Genomic DNA, 17715 nt, shown 5'->3' on the forward strand with positions numbered 1-17715 from the left:
GATGACCGCTCCCACCACTGTGCTGCCGGAGCGTGCCGTACCCGTGATCAGCCCCGGCCCGCTCGTCCCCGTCGCCGATTTCGGTCCCGTCGACCGGGCGAACGGCTGGATCATGACCGCGATCGTCACCGCGCTGGCATTGGTGACACGATTCCTGAATCTGCAGTCGCCCACCGACGGCGGCACCCCGGTCTTCGACGAGAAGCATTACGCCCCCCAGGCGTGGCAGGTGCTGCACAACGGCGGGATCGAGGACAACCCCGGTTATGGGCTGGTGGTGCACCCGCCGCTGGGCAAGCAACTGATCGCGATCGGCGAGTGGATCTTCGGCTACAACGGGCTCGGTTGGCGGTTCACCGGAGCGCTGCTCGGCGTGATCATGGTGGCGCTGGCGGCCAGGACGGTCCGGCGGATCAGCCGGTCCACACTGGTCGGCGGGATCGCCGGAGTGCTGTTGGTCGCCGAGAGTGTGTCGTTCGTGACGGCCCGGACGGCGCTGCTGGACGGGTTTCTGGTCTTTTTCGTCGTCGCCGCGTTCGGGGCGCTCATCGTCGACCGCGACCAGGTGCGGATGCGGATGCACAACGCGCTGCTCGACGGCCGCATCAACGAAACGCCGTGGGGCCCTCGACTCGGGGTGCGGTGGTGGCGCTTCGGCGCCGGCGTACTGCTGGGCCTGGCGTGCGCGACGAAGTGGTCGGGCCTGTACTTCGTGTTGTTCTTCGGGCTGATGTCGCTGGCTTTCGATGTGGCCGCCCGTCGTCAGTACCGGGTGCCGCGGCCGTGGCTGGGAACGCTGCGGCGCGATCTCGGCCCCACCGCCTACGTCATGGGTGTGATTCCGCTGGCGGTTTATCTGGCCAGCTTCTGGGGCTGGTTCGCGTCCGAGACCGCGGTGGACCGGCACGCCGCTGGGCAGGAAATCGGTGAACGGCAGTGGTGGCAGCCACCCGATGCCATCCGCTCGCTCTGGTACTACACGGCCAAGGCCTATGAGTTCCATTCCGGGCTGACCAACGCCGCGGGCAACCACCACCCGTGGGAATCCAAACCGTGGACCTGGCCGATGTCGCTGCGGCCCGTGCTCTATGCGATCGATCAGGACAACGTCCCCGGCTGCGGTGTGCAGTCCTGTGTGAAGGCGGTCATGCTCGTCGGCACCCCGGCGATGTGGTGGCTCGCGGTTCCGGTGCTGCTGTACACGGCGTGGCGCACCTTCATCCGCCGGGACTGGCGCTACGCCGTGGTGTTGGTCGGCTACTGCGCCGGCTGGCTGCCGTGGTTCGCCGACATCGACCGGCAGATGTACTTCTTCTACGCCGCCACTATGGCACCGTTCATGGTGATGGCGATCGCGCTCATCTGCGGCGACATCCTCTACAAACGCAATCAGAACGCTGAGCGCCGGACCCTGGGGTTGCTCGTCGTGTGCTTCTACATGGCGCTGGTCGTGACGAACTTCGCGTGGTTGTTCCCGGTGTTGACCGGACTGCCCATCTCCCAGGCCACCTGGAACATGCAGATCTGGCTGCCCAGTTGGCGCTAGCTCCGGGTTCCCCTCCTGGGTGCTACGCCGATCCGCAGTCCACGGTCGCCGGCCGCCGCCCACTGGGACTGCCCAACAACCCCCACCTGCGCCACCAACCCCCAAACACCGCCAACCGCCCCCACCGGCGCAGCCCACGACCGCTACACACCCCACCCCGGCGCCAACCACACGACCCTCAGCTGCACCCGGGCGTAGCACCCGGACAGTCGGGTGGTGCCGCCCCGCACCACCGCGCAGGAACTCCCCCGCGGCCATATCCCACCCCGCACGCTATGCCGATCCGCAGTCCACGGTCGCCGGCCGCCGCCCACTGAACCTGCCCAACAACCCCCACCTGCGCCACCAACCCCCAAACACCGCCAACCGCCCCCACCGGCGCAGCCCACGACCGTCGCACACCCCACCCCGCGCCAACCACACGACCCTCAGCTGCACCCGGGCGTAGCACCCAGGATCCATACACACCTGGTGATTGATCCCCAGTTGACGGCGTCGGCGGTTGGCGTCGCGACAGGGCGCCGTCATCGCGCGTCACGATGACCCGTGATGCGAGCAATCATCGGCAGCGAACTCTTGGCCGCGGGCATCCTGACCCGAGGCCAACTCCGCGCCCGGTACACCCGGGTGCTCACCGACGTGTATCTGCCACGCGATTGCGAACCGACGGTCGTCGACTACGCCGAGTCCGCTTGGCTGTGGTCGGGACGCACAGGCGTCATCACCGGTATCGCGGCCGCAGCGCTTCACGGAGTCACCTGGATTGACGTCGACGCGCCCATCGAAGTGCTCACCAGCAGGAGATCCTCCGACCCCAGACTGATCACCAGGAGAGAACGCCACCACGACGACGAAGTTCGGAGGCTCACATCCGGTGTGTTGATCACCTCGCCGGCGCGCACGGCGCTCGACCTCGCCCGTCACCACCCACGCCTCGTCGCGGTGAAACACCTCGACGCGCTGGCGGCCGTCACCGGCATCTCGCGGACCGAGATCGCCGCGCTGACCCACCGCTACCGGGCGGTCCCCAACATCAGAGAGTGCTGGGATCCGTTGCGACTCATGGACGGTGGCGCCAAGACGCCGCGCGAAACCGAGCTGCGTGTGGCGATGGTTGACGCCGGCCTACCGAAACCCGCCACGCAGATCTGGGTGAACAACGGCGCGCGGTCCGCCATCGTTCCACTGGGTTGGGAACAACAGCGGATCGGGCTCACCCCCGCCCACTTGCTCGACAAAGGCGACCAACTCAGCCGCAGCAACATCCTGCAACTGATGAACTGGATCAACCTCTTCGTCCCGGCGGACGAGAAGCTGACGACCACCGCCCACTGGGTCCGTGAGGCGTTCCATGTCCAAAAGTGCCGGGGCCTGTTCTGAACGGAACTACAGCGGGTCGCGCGCCGCCGGACACGACATACACCGCGGCCCGCCCCGGCCGGTACCCAGTTCGGATGCCGCGATGCGCAGCACCTCGATACCCGAATCCTCCAGTCGCGCATTGGTTTCGGTGTTGCGTTCGTAGGCGACGACGACTCCCGGCGCCAGGGCCAGAGTGTTGTTGCCGTCATCCCACTGCTCCCGCTCGGCCGTGACGGGATCCAGACCGGTGTCGATCACCCGCAGCTTGGCGATTCCCATCGCGTCGGCCGCGGCATCAACAAACGGCGCGGCCCGGTCGATCTTGACCCCGCCGCCGTCGACCCGGTGAATCGTGAACGCCGACAACGAGTCCACGATGTTCGGGTACATCACCACAGCGTCGGTGTCGACCATCGTGCACACCGTGTCGAGGTGCATCTGAGCGCGTTCCTGCGCAATCGGCACGGCCAGCACGGTGTGCGCCAGATCGTCGTCGAACAGGCTGCGCGCCAACGCCTCCGCACCCGCGGGGGTGGTGCGCTCCCCCACCCCGACCGCCACCACACCGGGCGCCAGCAGGAGCACGTCCCCGCCTTCCACCGGTGCCGACCGCGACTCGTATGCCCGTCGCACTCCCAGGAACCGCGGGTGATGGGCATAGATGAGGTCGGTCAGCGAAGTCTCGCGGATCCGGGCCGGCATCGACAGGGAGGTGATGGCCACCCGCGGCCCGATCCAGAACGACGAGTCCCGGGTGAACAGCAGATTGGGCAGCGGGTCGATCACAAAATCGGCGCCATGATGCATACGGCGCACCAGCGACAGTTCCTGCTCGCCGAACGGCAACTCGTCAAAGGTCATGCCCGCCATCAGCACATGAGCCAGCGAATGGGCGTCGAGGGTGCGCAGGTACGCCGCGAGTTCCTGCGACAGCGGTAATCCCAGCCGGCGGGCATCCACCGCCGCGGAGATCCCGTGCATGCGTGCCGCGCCGCTGGCCAGCGCTTCGGACAACAAGTCGGGCAGCAGCAGCACTTCGACACCGCGCGAACGCAACAGCGCGGCGAAGGCGTCGTGCTCCTCCTGCGCACGCGACACCCAGGGCAGGCCGTCGAAGAGCAGCGTGTCGTTGTTGCGGGGAGTCAGCCGCTGCAGCTCGGCGCCCGGCCGATGCAGGATCACCACCCGCAACCTGCCGACCTCGGAATTCGAGCCAAGCTGGGCGACACTCACGTCTAGCACCGTAGCGCGATTCCGTGCCTCAACTATTGTTCAGGTGTATGGAGACCAACGATCTGGCTCCCGGGGAGCTGGCCCACCGGGCCGGCGTCGCGGTCTCCGCGCTGCATTTCTACGAGCGCGAAGGCTTGATCAGCAGCCGTCGCACCTCGGGTAATCAGCGCCGCTACGCCCGCGACACCCTGCGCCGGGTCGCTTTCATCCGGATGTCGCAGCGCCTGGGCATCCCGCTGGCCAGGGTGCGTGAAGCGCTGGCGACGCTGCCCACCGACCGGGTGCCCACCAGCAAGGACTGGGCCAAGTTGTCGGCGGGCTGGCGGCAGGATCTCGACGACCGCATCCTGCACCTGCAGCGCCTGCGCGACAACCTCGCCGACTGCATCGGCTGCGGCTGCCTGAGCTTGAAGACGTGCATGCTCTCCAACCCCGGCGACGTACTCGCCGAGAACGGGCCGGGCGCCGCGCGGCTCTAGATATCCCGTCGCTTCGCTCGCGGTTTTCGAACGCGTGTGCGATACAGTGGAACACGTGTCTGTGGCAGTTCAGGATTCCCTGTTCGACCATGAAGAGCGCCGCACCCTGTCCAACGGCGCGTGGATCGACGTCCGCTCGGGGTGGATCGAGGACGTCGAGTACGCCCGCACGCTGTTCGACGAACTGCGCGAGGCAGTACCGTGGCGCGCCGAGCGCCGCAAAATGTATGACCGCGTGCTCGATGTCCCGCGACTGGTCAGCTTTCACAACCTGCTCGAGGGGCCGGTGCCCCACCCGGCCCTCAAGCAACTCCGCCGGCGACTCAACGACATCTACGCCGGCGAACTGGGCGAACCATTTGTCAGCGCAGGCCTGTGCCTGTATCGCGACGGCAACGACAGTGTGGCCTGGCACGGCGACACCGTCGGCCGCAGCAGCACCGAAGACACCATGGTCGCGATCGTGAGCCTGGGTGCCGCACGCACATTCGCGTTACGGCCCCGCGGCGGCGGGCAGTCGCTGCGCATCCAGCACGGCCATGGCGACCTGCTGGTGATGGGCGGGTCGTGTCAGCGGACGTGGGAACACGCCATCCCGAAAACCAGCAAGCCGACCGGGCCCCGGATCAGCATCCAGTTCCGGCCCCGCGACGTGCGCTAGTGCCGCGTCAGCCCGCGCGGATGGCGGCCACAGCGTCCGACAGCAACTTCTCCGCGCGCGCCGTGTCCACCGGCACCACCGGCTTGTCGGGAACCACCAGGGGATTGGCCGTCACGATCACCTGGTAGTCGCCGAAGTGCGCCAGATAGCTGTAGATCTCCCCGGTTTGCGGTTTGCCGTTGACGGTGGTCTGCAGCACGCGATGCACGCCCTGGGTCTGCACCCCGTCGATCTGGGGTGTCGGGACCACCTCGACGGTGCCGCGCAGTGCTCCGCCGGCGAAATTCACCTTCTGGCAGTTGTCGGGCCGTTCGACCGTCGGGACGGGTTCGCTGGTCTCCATCGCGATGGTGATGAACCGCAGACCTTCCCCTTCAGCCGACACCGCCGCCATGTTGCCCTTGAGGTCGGCGGGCATCTGCTGGCCCGCGGCGAACTGCGCGCAATCGGCCGGTTCGAATTTCAGCCCTTCCGGCAATTTCTGCGCCGCGAGCAGCTTGGGGTCGATGCCGGTGGTGGGCACCTCGGTGACCTTGAACTCCGGTCCGAAAGAACCTTTCAGCTCGGAGACCTTGGCGATATCGGCCGACGAACCCTCGGCCGCCTCGCCCTCACCCGAGGAGCATCCGGCGAGTGCGCCGACGCTCGCGAGGGCAACCGGGATGACGACGATTGCTTTGCGAATCCACATCGAGGGTCAATCTACCCACGCAAAGTGCCGACCGCCGTCACCAGTAGGTCACTGGCGTACTGCGGCGGCAGCGGCACATCGATCGATCCGGGATCCGTCACCAATGTGACGAACACCATGTGCTCACCGACGTACGCCATGAAAGTTTCAGCCCGCGAATCGGTTTCGGTTCCGGATTCCACCACGTTACGGATCACGCTGCTGGCGCCGAGCGTGGCCGCGCCGTCGATCACCGGCGCATCCACCAGGCTCACCTCGGCTGAGGACCCCCCGTAGTTCATCGCCCACCGGCCGCACTCGGCGAGGAGCACGGGGTCCAGCCCCACCAGACCCGTGCCGCCCGACACCACCACGACATGGATGATTCCGCCCGGTCCGGATCCCGACACGCCCTGTGCCGGTCCGTCGGGCATCGGGTCCACCAGCGCGGCGCACTGCGGCGGCTCCGCTGTCCATCCGCGGCCGAACCCCCAGAACGCCACCGGTGACGAGGCGTAACCGCCGACCTCGGCGACCTCGTAGCCCTCGGGCAGTTCCGGCCGTATCCGCCGGATGCGGTCAGGGTCGACGTCGGCGGTGTGCAACTCCGGCGCCGCGGTGGGCGACGGTTCGGTTGCCGGGGGCACGCTCGGCGCTGCGCACGCGGCCAGCACGGTGACAGTCAGGACGCCCAGCGTCAATGACTTCACCGGCCCTTACTACCACAGGCGGATGCGTCAGCGGTTGAGGCGCCAGATATCGGACGACATCACCGTGGCGAATGTGCACCACAGCGGATACGGCGCAAGCGCAAGTCCCGCTTGTGGATTCACCTTTGCCGTGCGCCGCGCCAGGTCCGCACTGCTGAGTGCCAGCGCTCCCGCCGCGATCGCCGAAGGGCCGAGCTTGTGCGCTTTGAAGAACAACCAACTCCAGCTCGCGTTGAGCACCAGGTTGGTGCCCAGCGCGGCGATGTACGCGCGTGCTTCGGCGGGATTCTGGGCGCGCAGCTTGTCGATGGTGCCGGCCGAGGTGATGGCGATATCGCCGTACAGCGTGGTCCAGGCCACCGGGAACACTCCGTTGGGCGGCACGTAGGACGGCTTCTTCAACGTCGGGTACCAGGTTTCGACACCGGCCTTGCTGGCGATGCTTCCGATGACGGCCGCGGCCGCGGTGCCGAGTCCGGTCGCGATCAAGGTGCGTGAGGGCATGGTCTGACGCTACCTGTCGCCTTTTCGTCACCCGCCGGTGCTTTGCTCACCGTAGGCTGCCCGGGGAGAACCATCTCGAAGGAGACCACACCGATGAAGAAGCTCACCTCAGTCGCTGGTGCGGGCATCACCGCGCTCGCCCTCGGCCTCGCCCTCGTGGGCTGCGGCTCGGACTCGTCGACCGAGGCCACCAGCTCGTCGACCACCAGCAGCGTGGAGGAAGAGACCTCGACCACCTCCGCGGAGGCCGCATCCCCGACACCGGCCCAGCCGGCCGGCGCCAACGAGACCATCCAGGACTACATCGTCCAGAACGGCATCCAGGAATCCGGGGTCAAGCGTGGCGATCCCGGCACCCCCACGGTCAACCTCCCGGTCCCCCCCGGTTGGCAGCAGCGCGACGATCTCGCCGAGGCACCGTACGGCGCCATTTTCTTCCCCGGTAGCGCGGTGCCGGGGAACCCGCCCCGGATCCTGGCGCTGATGTCGAAGCTGACCGGTGACGTCGACACCGAGAAGCTGCTCCAGTACGCCCCGGGCGAGTTGCAGAACATGCCCGGCTGGCAGCCGATGAACCCGGGCACCCGCAACCAGCTGAGCGGATTCGAGGCGTTCCAGATCGCCGGCGCTTATGAGATCGATGGCCGCAAAGGCATGATCGCGCAGAAGACTGTCGTCATCCCCGCCGATGACGGAGTGTTCGTGCTGCAGCTCAATGCCTATGCCGACCAGAGCGAAGCCCCTCTCCTCGGCGACGCCACGGCACTCATCGACCAGCAGACGAAGATCACCGCCGCCTGAGTTATCAGGCCCGCGAGATCCTGGACGCTTCGGCGATCTGCTCGGGCGACGGCCGCACCCCGGTGTAGCGCTCGAACTGTTCGGCGGCTTGCAGGGCGATCACCTCGGCTCCGGTGATCACCTGCTTGCCCGCCGAGCGGGCCGCGACGATCAGCGGCGTCTCCGACGGCAACGCCACCACGTCGAACACGGTGTCGGCAGCGGCGATCATGTCGGCGTCAAACGGGCTGTCGTGTTCTTCGGGTCCCCCTGCCATGCCGACCGGGGTCACGTTCACGATGATCGAGGCCGTCGCCCCGCCGACATGGGGACGCCAGTGATAGCCGAGCCGCTCTGCCAGCTCGGGGCCGGCCCTTTCGTTGCGCGCGACCAACGTTCCCTGCTGAAACCCCTTGTCGCGGAACGCTGATCCCACCGCGCTGGCCATGCCGCCACTGCCGTGGACCAGCACCGTCTGCTGCGGGTTCAGGCCGTACTGCGCGATCAGTTTCTCGATCGCGATGTAGTCGGTGTTCGCCGCGGTCAGCACGCCGTTGTCGTTGACGATCGTGTTCACCGAATTGATCACCCGCGCGGAATCCTCCACGTGGTCGACGAGCGCGAGCACATCCTGTTTGAACGGCATCGACACCGAGCAACCGCGAATCCCCAGCGCCCGGACCCCGCCGATGGCCGCCACGATGTCGGTGGTGGTGAACGCCTTGTAGAGGAAGTCCAGTCCGAGTTGGTCGTAGAGGTGGTTGTGGAACCGGGTGCCGATGTTGCTGGGCCGCGCGGCCAGCGAGATGCACAGCGTGGTGTCCTTCGACAGCGGTGGTCGTGTCATCGCCGCTCCTGCCCTACAAGGCCCGGATCATCTGGCGGGCAACATCTTCGATGCGTTTCTCGGTCTTGCTGTCGAACGGCAGCGCGGTGGGCACGTCCACCACGGTGGTGACGATTCCCAGGTCCTCCCGTTCCCAGCGGGCGCCGGCTCTGTTGAAGATGGTGCGCATCGCCAGATTCTCCGACAGCACCCGACCCGAAAAGGTCTTGACCCCGGCCACCCGGGCCGCCACCGCCAACGCACCCATCAAGTAGGTCCCGATCCCCCGGCCCTGATACTCGTCACCCACCGTGAACGCGATCTCGGCGGTGCTGCTGTCACGTTCGTCGCGCACGTAACGCGCGTCGGCCACGACATCGCCGTTCTCGGTGGTGACCACCCAGACGAAGTGGTCGACGTAATCGACTTCGAACAGGTAGCGCATCAGCGCTTCGGTGGGCACCCGCGGCGACTGGAATCGCCGGTAGAGCGTTTCGCTGGAGAACTCGACGGGCCCGTTCGTGGTGCGCGCACTGTCGCCGGGCAGCACCGGCCGCACCAGTAGCCGGGTCCCGTCGGTCGTGGTCATCGGGATCGGCGTGATGAACGCCGCGAGGCGCTGGCGGGCGGTGCGGATGAGCATCGCGAGCACACCCGGCAGTTCGATCAATTCGTCGAACGCCTGGTCCCCGCCGACCCACCCGTCGAGCTCTTCGATCGCCGTGACGGTCGCGGTGCGCGGCGAATGCCGTAGCAACGCGATTTCGCCGACGATGCGCCCGGATGCGACGTGGGTGACAAACGAATAGCCGTCGTCGCTCTCGCGCGAGATCTCGACCCGGCCGTGGTGGATGATCAGGAAGAAGTCGGCGGAATCGCCCTGGGTCATCAGGGTCTCACCCACGCCGGCCTTGATCGGCTTCAGCTCTCTGGCCAGCGGATACAGGTCGGCGCCGAAGCAGTCAGCGAACACCGAGAGGGCTGCGAGGTCGCTGGCACGCTGGACTAAGCTCATCGCCACGTCATCGTCCTTCCGATGGTTCAAACGTTACCGGAGTGCCCCGGCAACTCGGGGCCGATGAGGCGGAGTGAACATGTGAGGGCCGGGCGTGACGGGCTCGCTGAATTCGCAAATCGGGGGGCGCACCACTACGCCGCGGGTACCACCGATTCGGCAAGCGCCAGCACCGCGGTGATCGCTGAGCGCAGCACGCCGCCGTCGGCTGCCGAGATCCGCACAGCCCAACCGCAGTCGTTCGGCAGCGCACTGCCCCCGAGGTACACCGGTCGATCGCCGTTCAGTACGGCAAGGGACTCGACATCGTCGGTGTGCGGTAGGGAACCTGCGCCGATGACGTACACCGTGGCAAATGCTGTGGGGGCACGGCGAACTCGCGGCATCGCCTCCAACAGTTGGGCGTCGCGCGCCAGGAGAACCCCGTCGGGACCGCACACCTGCACCACGGATTCGTAGCTGCCGAACACCTCATCGGTCAGGTCGGGATGCAGCACCACCGCGTCGCACAGGACCGCCCGGCCGCCAGGTTCCACGCTCACCCGGGTGCACTGCCGGTAGCGGGCATGCGGGGTCAGGATGCGCGGTGCGGGATCGAACACCAGGTCACTGTGTCCGTCGACCCCCAGCTCGGTGTCCTCCACTGTGACGGCGCCATCGGGAATCCCGCTCACCGTGGTGGCACCCTGGCCCCGCACCACCGCTGATCCGCGGTCCACCGCACGGATACGTTGCACCACCACATCGCCGGGTATCAGCGTGCCCGCGGCATTCTGGATGGTCACCGCTCCGACACAGGGCCGGGCGGGATCACTGAACACCCGGCCGACCAACAACGGCCAGCGATAACGGCGGCGGGTCAACGCAGTGCGCCCGCCGACCGCGGCGAAGGTCAGGTCCAGGGCGGCGCTCACACGAAGAGCACTTCCCGTTCCAGCACATCCATCAGCGCGTCCACGCCGTCGCCGCCGCGGGCGCTGATCGCGACCACCGGACGGCCATTGCGGACGTCATCGGCTTCTTTGAGCATCAGCGGCAGGTCCACCCCGACGTGTGGGGCCAGGTCGACCTTGTTGACCACCAACAGGTCACAGCGCAGCACACCGGGCCCCCGCTTGCGCGGGATGTCGTCACCGCCGGCGACGTCGATCACGAACAGCCAGTAGTCCACCAGGTCGCGCGAGAAGGTCGAGGCCAGATTGTCCCCGCCGGATTCCAGCAGGATCATCTCGGTATCCGGGAACTCGGCCTCCAGGGCGTCCGCAGCCGCCACATTCAGCGACGGGTCCTCCCGGATCACGGTGTGCGGGCAGCCGCCCGCCTCGACGGCCCGCACCCGCCGCGGGTCGATCAGCCCGGAGCGCCGCACCCGCTCGGCATCCTCGGCGGTCACCAGGTCGTTGGTGATCACCGACAGCACCCGCCCCCGGGCAGCGAACCCGGCCAGCAGAGCCTCGACGAGCGCGGTCTTACCGGAACCGACCGGTCCGCCGATACCGACGCGCGCAGCTTTCATCGCAGCATGTACTTTCTCGAAAAGGGCACGGAAACCGGCGCTTCCGCGGTGAGCAGCTGTCCATCGGCGTACACGTCGAAGGTGCGCGGATCCACCTCGACGTGCGGCAGCGCGCTGTTGCGCACCATGTCCTTCTTGCGCAGACTCCGCACCGAGGTGATGGGCAGGACGTTCTTGCGTAACCCCAGTCGCTCCGGCACGCCGGCATCGACGGCGAGTGAGGACATGAACACAAATCCGAGTTCGGCGGCGGCGTCACCGAGGGCACCCCAGTTCGGGCGCTGGATCACCGGCTCGGATGAGGAGATGGACCCGGCGGCATCCCCCAGTGCGGCCCAGGCCACAAAACCGTTCTTGAGCACCTGACGCGGCTTCACGCCGAAGAACGCCGGCTGCCAGATCACCAGGTCGGCCACCTTGCCCACCTCGACCGAGCCGATGTGTGCATCGACGCCTACCGAAATGGCTGGATTGATGGTCAGTTTCGCGATATAGCGCTTCACCCGCTCGTTGTCGGCGGCCACGGTCTTCTCCTCCGGAAGCCGGCCCACCCGCTGCTTCATCACCGCGGCCAATTGCCAGCAGTTGGCGATGTTCTCCGCCACCCGGCCCATCCCCTGGGTATCGCTGCCGAAGATGGAGATGGCCCCCATGTCGTGCAGGAAGTCTTCGGCGATCATGGTCTGCGGCCGGATGCGCGCCTCGGCGAACGCGATGTCCTCGGGCGCTTCCCAGTTCATCAGGTGCGCCAGCATGGTCATCGGCACCCCTTCGTCGAGTCCGCCCAGGGTGTACGGGTTGGTGGGGTTGGTGGTGCCCGGGATGACGTTGTCGTAGCTGACGCACCGGATCAGGTCGGGCGCGTGCCCACCGCCGGCGCCTTCGATGTGGTACAGGTGGATGGTGCGGTCGCCGATGGTCGACATCGTGGTCTCGGAGAAGCCGAACTCGTTGATCGAATCGGTGTGCAGATGCACCGCGAAGTCAGCGGAATCCGCTGCTGTCAGCGTCTTGTCGATGATCGAGGGTGACGCACCGAAATCCTCGTGGATCTTCACCGCACCCGCGCCTGCGGCCACCATCTCCAGCACCGCGGCAGGATCCGACGAACCGCGACCGAACGGAACATAGTTCATCGGCGAGTACTCCCCCGCCTTGAGGAACAACCCGAGATTGCGGGGACCGCCGGTGGCCACCTCGAACGTCGGCCCCAGGGAGCCGCCGATCAATGTGGTGGTGCCCGTGGACAGGGCATGTTCGGTCTGCTGCGGTGAGATCAGATGCGCATGGGTTTCGATGGCGCCGGCGGTGACGATCATGCCTTCGGCGGGAATGGGCGTGGTGGCCGTGCCCACCACCATGCCCTCGGTGATCCCAGGCATGACATCCGGATTGCCCGCCTTACCGATACCCACAATCCGGCCGTCGCGAATACCGATGTCGGCCTTGACGATTCCGGCCACCGCATCGACGATCAAGGCGTTCATGATCACGTAGTCCAGCGCGCCGTCGGCCACCGTCGTCGACGGCCGGTAGCCTTCCCCGTCACGCACGGATTTGCCTGCGCCGCTCAGGAGTTCGTAACCCGCAACGGTGTAGTCGTGTTCCACTTCGACGAAGAGGTCGGAGTCGGCCAAGCGCACCCGGTCCCCCGTCGTGGGCCCGAACACCCGCGCATAGGCCGCGCGATCGATACTCGTCACCGCACCGCCTCCAGCGGTCCGTCACACGCGCCCGAGAAGCCGTGGATCACCCGGTCCCCCGCCATGGGCACCAATCGCACATCCACCGGGATTCCGGGTTCGAAGCGCACCCCGGCGCCCGAGGCGACGTCCAGTTTGTACCCCCACGCTGCGCGCCGGTCGAACTCCAGAGCGGCGTTGGTCTCGAAGAAGTGGGTTTGGCTGCGTACCTGGATATCCCGATCGCCGCGGTTGACGACGGTCAGCGAGACCCGCTCCACGCCGGGGAACAGTTCGACCGGTTGCTCGCCGACGATGATCTCGCCGGGCTGGATATCGTTGCGCCCCGGGATGATCGGGTCGATCAGCGTCACCAGTTTGGTGCCGTCGGGAAACGGAGCGTCCATCGTCACGATGCGCACCATGTCCGGCACCCCCGGCTCGCACTGATCGGCGCGCAACAGCGCCGCGGCGCGGTCGATCACCTCGTCGTAGGCCAGGTTCTTGCGGGCCGCCAGCATCACCTCGTCGACCAGCAGCGCCACCGCTTCCGGATGGCTCAGCAGTACTCCCTCGCGGAGATTGCGTCGCGCCAGTTCGGCGGCACTGAACAGCGTGAGCCGCTCGATCTCGGTGGGCGTCAGATTCACAGATGCTCCTAACTGGCGAAAAGCCGGATGCCGTCGCCGCGGCGTTGGGCGGCGATATCGGCGTAGGCGGTGAAGGCGGCGGGGGTGTCACGGGGTTCACGCCGCAGCAGGTCGAGAAACACAGGGGTGCACGCCGAGTTAACCCGTTGCCCACCGAGATGTCCGATGATGCCGAGGCGGATGGCGGCACCGACTATTCCGGAGAGCACCTGCCACGCCGCGATGGTTTCGGCCGTCTCCAAGGTGACACCGGCCGCCCGGAGGCAAACGGCTTGCGCCACCGGCAAGTGCCCGGGCACGGTTCCCGCGACGACACGGCTGCGGTACTCGGTGACACCGCCGTCGACGATCATCGAGAAGGTACTCAACGTGGCGGCACCGGCGCGCCGGGAGGCCTCCCGCAGCACCGACATGGTGGCGACCGCTTCGGCGAGGCCGTCCACCCCCGCAGGGTCACGCTGCGCCCAGGCCTGCCTCATGAGCACCCGGTCGCAGTGATGCCAACGACCCTCCAGCTGTTCGGAGGCGAATGCGGTGACGTCATCCTCATCGTGAACCAGGCCGTCGCGGTAGGAGCCCTCCAGACCCGACGAGAACGCGAACCCGCCGGAAGGAAACGCGCTGTCGCCGAACCGGATTGCGGCCAGCAACTGTCCCAGCTCAGACACGCCGGACCTGTCCGCTCTCGAGGAGGTCGGCGATCCGCGCGGTGTAGTCCGGCTCCGGCCCCTGCAGGTGCACCACCAGCGTGTCGGTGTGCTGATCGACCTTCCAGTGCAGATGACCGGCCAGGAACCCCAGCCGCAGTGCCGCCGCCGCGTCGACGGCCCGCAGGGTCAGCGTCTGCGGCGCCCCGGCGCGCACCACCACGGCCCGGTCCGTCTCCAGGAGCAGCACCGCCCCGTCGGCCAGTGCACTGTCCCGTGGCAGCACCACCGCGTAGTCGACACCTGCATCAGAGGTCACCCGCAGGCGCTTGCGATCCAGGTCGTGGACATCGAGATGGACGTACTCGACCGCATGCTGGTGTTGCAGGTCGTGCAACCGGCCGGCGACGGCATCGTCGGAGGTCCACCCGACGATGCGCTCGAGGAGTTGCATCAGGCGGCGACCGGCGCGATCTTGCCGACCACGTCGGTGTTCTGCTCCAGCGCGTAGCCCACTTGCAGGATCTCGGGCTCCGCGAACGGCTTTCCGAGGATCTGTACGCCCAGCGGCAGCCCTTCGGCGGTGAAGCCGGCGGGTACCGACAGAGAGGGCAAGCCGGTGACGTTGGCCGGCGCCGAGTACCGCACGTACGCGGCCGTGGCCGCTTCGACGCTGCCGTCCGGCCAGGTGATGAACGGGTCGGAGCGCAGTGTGGCCGGCCCCACCAGGGTGGGCGCCAACAGCACATCGATATCGCTGAACATCTCTTTCCATGCTGCTTGGATCAACGTCCGCAGGCGCAACGCGTTGACGTAATCGGTGGCCAGTTCGGCGGCACCGGTTTCCAGCAGGGTACGCACCTCGTCGGTGAACTTCTCCGGCGAATCCCGCAGGTGGTCCTGATGGTAGGCGGCGGCCTCGGGCATCATGATCGCCCATTCGGTGGGAATGATGTGCTCGGCCAACGGGATCGTGACCTCCACCAGTTCGGCGCCCAGACCTTGCAGGGTGGTGGCGGCAGCCTGGGCCGCCGCGGCCGCTTCGGGGTCCAGTTGCTGGTTGTAGTAGTTGGCCGGGATCCCGATCTTCTTGCCCGCCACCCCGGCACCGATACCGCTGACCATATCCGGCACCGGCACATCCACGGTGGCGGGATCCCGGCGGTCGTAACCGGACATGGCCGCCATCACCAGCGCGGAGTCGATCACGTTGCGGCTCAGGGGCCCGACGTGATCGAGCGACCAGGACAACGAAGCGACGCCGACGCGGGATGCGCGACCGAAGGTCGGTTTCAGGCCGACGGTCCCACACAGCGAGGCCGGGATGCGGATCGAACCGCCGGTGTCACTTCCGAGGGCGACGTGGACGACGCCCGCACCCACCGCGGCACCTGAACCGCCGCTGGAACCGCCCGGTGTGCGGTCCGGCGCCCAGGGGTTACCCGTGGTGGGAGTGGTGGCCCCGTAGGCGAATTCATGGGTGTGGGTCTTGCCGATCAGCACCATCCCGGCGTCGTACAACTTGGTCACCGATGCGCAGTCGGTGTCGGGCACGTGTTCCTCGCGCTGCGCCGAGCTGGAGGTGGTCTTCACCCCGGCGGTGTCGTACAGATCCTTGACGCCGAGCGGAATGCCGTGCAGCGGTCCACGGTAGTTTCCGTCGGCGATCTCCTTCTCGGCCAGTTTGGCCTGCTCCAGCGCCAGTTCGGGGGTGACGGTGACGAAGGCGGTGAGCAGCGGCTCCGTTTCGGCGAGCCGGTCCAGTGACGACTGCGCCACCTCGACCGGCGAGACCTCCTTGGCCTGGATCTTGGCGGCGACCTCGATGAGCGGGAGTTCGTACAGTTCCATGACGTACCTTTCGTTCAGTCCCAGCTGGCTTTGAACCCGACGGCGGGCACGGTTTCACCCAAACCGGGTGTGGATGCCTTGCGGATCAGCGCGAGCGTCGACGAGTACGTCTCGTAGTGCTCGGCCAACCGTTCCGCGGACACCGTCACGCCGGCGAAGTCGAAGACCGCCGCGATGGCTTCCTCGGATGGAATGTCACTGTCAGACATGGCTTCTCCTCTCAGATGGGTAGGGGTACGTCAACACAGCCTGCGAGCTTCTCGAACGCTCGCCCGGCGCCCAGCACGCCTGCATCGGCGCCGGGCCGGCCCATCAGCTGCAATCCGATCGGCAGTCCGTCCCCACCGAATCCGGCGGGCACGGTCAGGGCGGGCATCCCGGTGACGTTCGCCGGAACGGTCAGAGCGTTGATCGCCCACAGGATCGGGGTGACCTGACCGCCGAACGGTACTTCCGTCGAGCCGTACGGCGGTGCGGTCATCGGGATGGTCGCCGAGGCCAACAGATCGATACCGGAGGCGAACATGGTGTCCATGCCGGCGATGACGGCGGCTCTGGCCCGCAGTCCGTCCAGATAGTCCACCCCGGTGTAGGCGGCACCGGCGGCCAGAGCCTCCTGGACATCAGCGCCGAACTTGCCGGGACTCATCCCGGTCTGCCTGGCGTGCCAGGCGGCGGCCTCGACACCGCACACCACTTTCACCACGTCCGAACTCAGCTCGACGTCGGGGAATGTGACGGGGCGGATGGTGGCCCCGGCGCGTTCCAGCGTCCGCAGGGCCGCCTCGAATGTCGTCGCGACGTCCGCGTCGAGCCGGTCGCAGAAGTAGTCCTCGGCGATCCCGATGGTCAAACCCTGTGTCCCACGCCCGAATTCACCGCGGAAGTCGGGAACGGCGGCGTTGCTGCTGAACGGGTCAGCCGGGTCGTGTCCGGCGATCACCTCCAGCAGCGCCACCACGTCGTCGACGGTGCGCCCCAGCGGGCCGGTGTGATCCAGCGTCGAGCTGAGCGCACTGACCCCTCGGCGGCTCACCGTGCCGAAGGTGGGTTTGTGTCCGGTGACCCCGCACAGGGCGGCCGGAATGCGGATCGAGCCACCGGTGTCGGTGCCCAGCCCGGCGGTGGTCACGCCCGCGGCGATGGCCGCGCCGGTACCGCCGCTGGAGCCGCCGGGGATGCGGTCCAGCGACCACGGGTTGCGGGTGGGTGGGGTGTTCACGCCGTAGGCGTACTCGTGCGTGGTGGTCTTGCCGAGGATGATCGCGCCGGCCGCCCGCAGCCGCCGCACCGCCGCGGAATCCTCGAGCGCCAGATGCTCAGGCGCACCCAGGGATCCGTTGCCCGTACGGTATCCGCCGACGTCGTAGATGTCCTTGACCACCACCGGGACTCCGGCCAGCGGGCCGGTGGCGCCGGTGTCGCGTTGCTGCTGCGCCACGGCCAGCGCCTCATCGGCGAAGACGGCGGCGAACGCGTGGATCTTGTCCTCGGTGTGGGAGATCTGCGCCAGGGCGGCGCGCACCGCGCCCACCGGGTCCAGATCGCCGACGGTGGTGTCGGTCAGTGTGTCGGTCATGGTG

General features: G+C 67.4%; 20 protein-coding genes. 5 read left to right on the forward strand and 15 right to left on the reverse strand.

The window, feature by feature from the left end; genetic code table 11:
• The first annotated feature begins 1 nt into the window (after nucleotide 1).
• Both AC3A6P_RS12345 and AC3A6P_RS12350 read left to right on the forward strand, forming a co-directional pair.
• On the forward strand, nucleotides 2-1546 hold the full coding sequence (locus AC3A6P_RS12345; protein WP_487691781.1) for a dolichyl-phosphate-mannose--protein mannosyltransferase: 1545 nt from the start codon (nucleotides 2-4) through the stop codon (nucleotides 1544-1546).
• A gap of 549 nt (nucleotides 1547-2095) precedes the next feature.
• Complete coding sequence (locus AC3A6P_RS12350) at nucleotides 2096-2926, forward strand: type IV toxin-antitoxin system AbiEi family antitoxin (RefSeq protein WP_487691782.1); 831 nt, start codon at nucleotides 2096-2098, stop codon at nucleotides 2924-2926.
• A 6-nt stretch (nucleotides 2927-2932) separates the two neighbouring features.
• Here AC3A6P_RS12350 and arcA read toward each other — a convergent pair whose 3' ends face one another.
• A complete protein-coding gene (gene arcA, locus AC3A6P_RS12355; RefSeq protein WP_487691783.1) occupies nucleotides 2933-4141 on the reverse strand; it encodes an arginine deiminase in 1209 nt (402 codons plus the stop codon).
• A 47-nt stretch (nucleotides 4142-4188) separates the two neighbouring features.
• Between arcA and soxR the strand changes: the two genes are divergently transcribed.
• Together soxR and AC3A6P_RS12365 are read left to right on the forward strand one after the other, a co-directional pair.
• Entirely contained in the window at nucleotides 4189-4620 is a 432-nt protein-coding gene (soxR, locus tag AC3A6P_RS12360) for a redox-sensitive transcriptional activator SoxR (RefSeq protein ID WP_487691784.1), read from the forward strand.
• 55 nt (nucleotides 4621-4675) lie between these two features.
• Entirely contained in the window at nucleotides 4676-5281 is a 606-nt protein-coding gene (locus AC3A6P_RS12365) for an alpha-ketoglutarate-dependent dioxygenase AlkB (protein WP_487691785.1), read from the forward strand.
• A 7-nt stretch (nucleotides 5282-5288) separates the two neighbouring features.
• Here AC3A6P_RS12365 and AC3A6P_RS12370 read toward each other — a convergent pair whose 3' ends face one another.
• The 3 genes from AC3A6P_RS12370 to AC3A6P_RS12380 are packed head-to-tail and all read right to left on the reverse strand — an operon-like array spanning nucleotide 5289 to nucleotide 7165.
• Nucleotides 5289-5972 carry a DUF5642 family protein gene (locus tag AC3A6P_RS12370; RefSeq protein ID WP_487691786.1) on the reverse strand — a complete coding sequence of 228 codons (684 nt, stop codon included), beginning with the start codon at nucleotides 5970-5972 and terminating at the stop codon, nucleotides 5289-5291.
• Between the two features lie 11 nt (nucleotides 5973-5983).
• Nucleotides 5984-6661 (reverse strand): DUF5642 family protein, encoded by a 678-nt coding sequence (locus AC3A6P_RS12375; RefSeq protein ID WP_487691787.1) that lies wholly within the window; start codon nucleotides 6659-6661, stop codon nucleotides 5984-5986.
• Between the two features lie 27 nt (nucleotides 6662-6688).
• The gene (locus AC3A6P_RS12380; RefSeq protein ID WP_487691788.1) at nucleotides 6689-7165 is read right to left on the reverse strand and encodes a TspO/MBR family protein; all 477 of its coding nucleotides are present in this window, start codon (nucleotides 7163-7165) and stop codon (nucleotides 6689-6691) included.
• Nucleotides 7166-7258: 93 nt separating this feature from the next.
• On the opposite strand from AC3A6P_RS12380, the gene lpqN reads away from it, so the two are divergent.
• Nucleotides 7259-7966 (forward strand): envelope biogenesis lipoprotein LpqN, encoded by a 708-nt coding sequence (lpqN, locus tag AC3A6P_RS12385; RefSeq protein WP_487691790.1) that lies wholly within the window; start codon nucleotides 7259-7261, stop codon nucleotides 7964-7966.
• Nucleotides 7967-7970: 4 nt separating this feature from the next.
• Here the strand turns inward: lpqN and AC3A6P_RS12390 are convergent, their stop codons facing one another.
• The 11 genes from AC3A6P_RS12390 to AC3A6P_RS12440 form a co-directional block, all read right to left on the reverse strand.
• Complete coding sequence (locus tag AC3A6P_RS12390; RefSeq protein WP_487691791.1) at nucleotides 7971-8792, reverse strand: shikimate 5-dehydrogenase; 822 nt, start codon at nucleotides 8790-8792, stop codon at nucleotides 7971-7973.
• 13 nt (nucleotides 8793-8805) lie between these two features.
• A complete protein-coding gene (gene pat / locus AC3A6P_RS12395; protein WP_487691792.1) occupies nucleotides 8806-9786 on the reverse strand; it encodes an acetyltransferase Pat in 981 nt (326 codons plus the stop codon).
• Between the two features lie 134 nt (nucleotides 9787-9920).
• A complete protein-coding gene (locus tag AC3A6P_RS12400) occupies nucleotides 9921-10700 on the reverse strand; it encodes an urease accessory protein UreD (protein ID WP_487691793.1) in 780 nt (259 codons plus the stop codon).
• Nucleotides 10697-11302: an urease accessory protein UreG gene (ureG, locus tag AC3A6P_RS12405; RefSeq protein ID WP_487691794.1), complete on the reverse strand. Its 606-nt coding sequence runs from the start codon at nucleotides 11300-11302 to the stop codon at nucleotides 10697-10699. Before ureG ends, AC3A6P_RS12400 begins: the two co-directional genes overlap by 4 nt.
• Nucleotides 11299-13005 (reverse strand): urease subunit alpha, encoded by a 1707-nt coding sequence (gene ureC / locus AC3A6P_RS12410; RefSeq protein ID WP_487691795.1) that lies wholly within the window; start codon nucleotides 13003-13005, stop codon nucleotides 11299-11301. The genes ureG and ureC overlap by 4 nt, the downstream gene beginning before the upstream one ends.
• Nucleotides 13002-13634, reverse strand: a complete 633-nt coding sequence (ureB, locus tag AC3A6P_RS12415; RefSeq protein ID WP_487691796.1) for an urease subunit beta — start codon at nucleotides 13632-13634, stop codon at nucleotides 13002-13004. The genes ureC and ureB overlap by 4 nt, the downstream gene beginning before the upstream one ends.
• Before the next feature lie 8 nt (nucleotides 13635-13642).
• Nucleotides 13643-14302 carry an urease accessory protein UreF gene (locus tag AC3A6P_RS12420; protein WP_487691797.1) on the reverse strand — a complete coding sequence of 220 codons (660 nt, stop codon included), beginning with the start codon at nucleotides 14300-14302 and terminating at the stop codon, nucleotides 13643-13645.
• The gene (gene ureE, locus AC3A6P_RS12425) at nucleotides 14295-14735 is read right to left on the reverse strand and encodes an urease accessory protein UreE (RefSeq protein WP_487691798.1); all 441 of its coding nucleotides are present in this window, start codon (nucleotides 14733-14735) and stop codon (nucleotides 14295-14297) included. Before ureE ends, AC3A6P_RS12420 begins: the two co-directional genes overlap by 8 nt.
• Entirely contained in the window at nucleotides 14735-16132 is a 1398-nt protein-coding gene (locus AC3A6P_RS12430) for an amidase (RefSeq protein WP_487691799.1), read from the reverse strand. Before AC3A6P_RS12430 ends, ureE begins: the two co-directional genes overlap by 1 nt.
• Before the next feature lie 14 nt (nucleotides 16133-16146).
• On the reverse strand, nucleotides 16147-16341 hold the full coding sequence (locus AC3A6P_RS12435; protein WP_487691800.1) for a hypothetical protein: 195 nt from the start codon (nucleotides 16339-16341) through the stop codon (nucleotides 16147-16149).
• Nucleotides 16342-16352: 11 nt separating this feature from the next.
• Nucleotides 16353-17711 (reverse strand): amidase, encoded by a 1359-nt coding sequence (locus AC3A6P_RS12440; RefSeq protein WP_487691801.1) that lies wholly within the window; start codon nucleotides 17709-17711, stop codon nucleotides 16353-16355.
• Between the last annotated feature and the right edge of the window lie 4 nt (nucleotides 17712-17715).

The organism is Mycobacterium sp. Soil_C_30 (genome assembly GCF_057656995.1).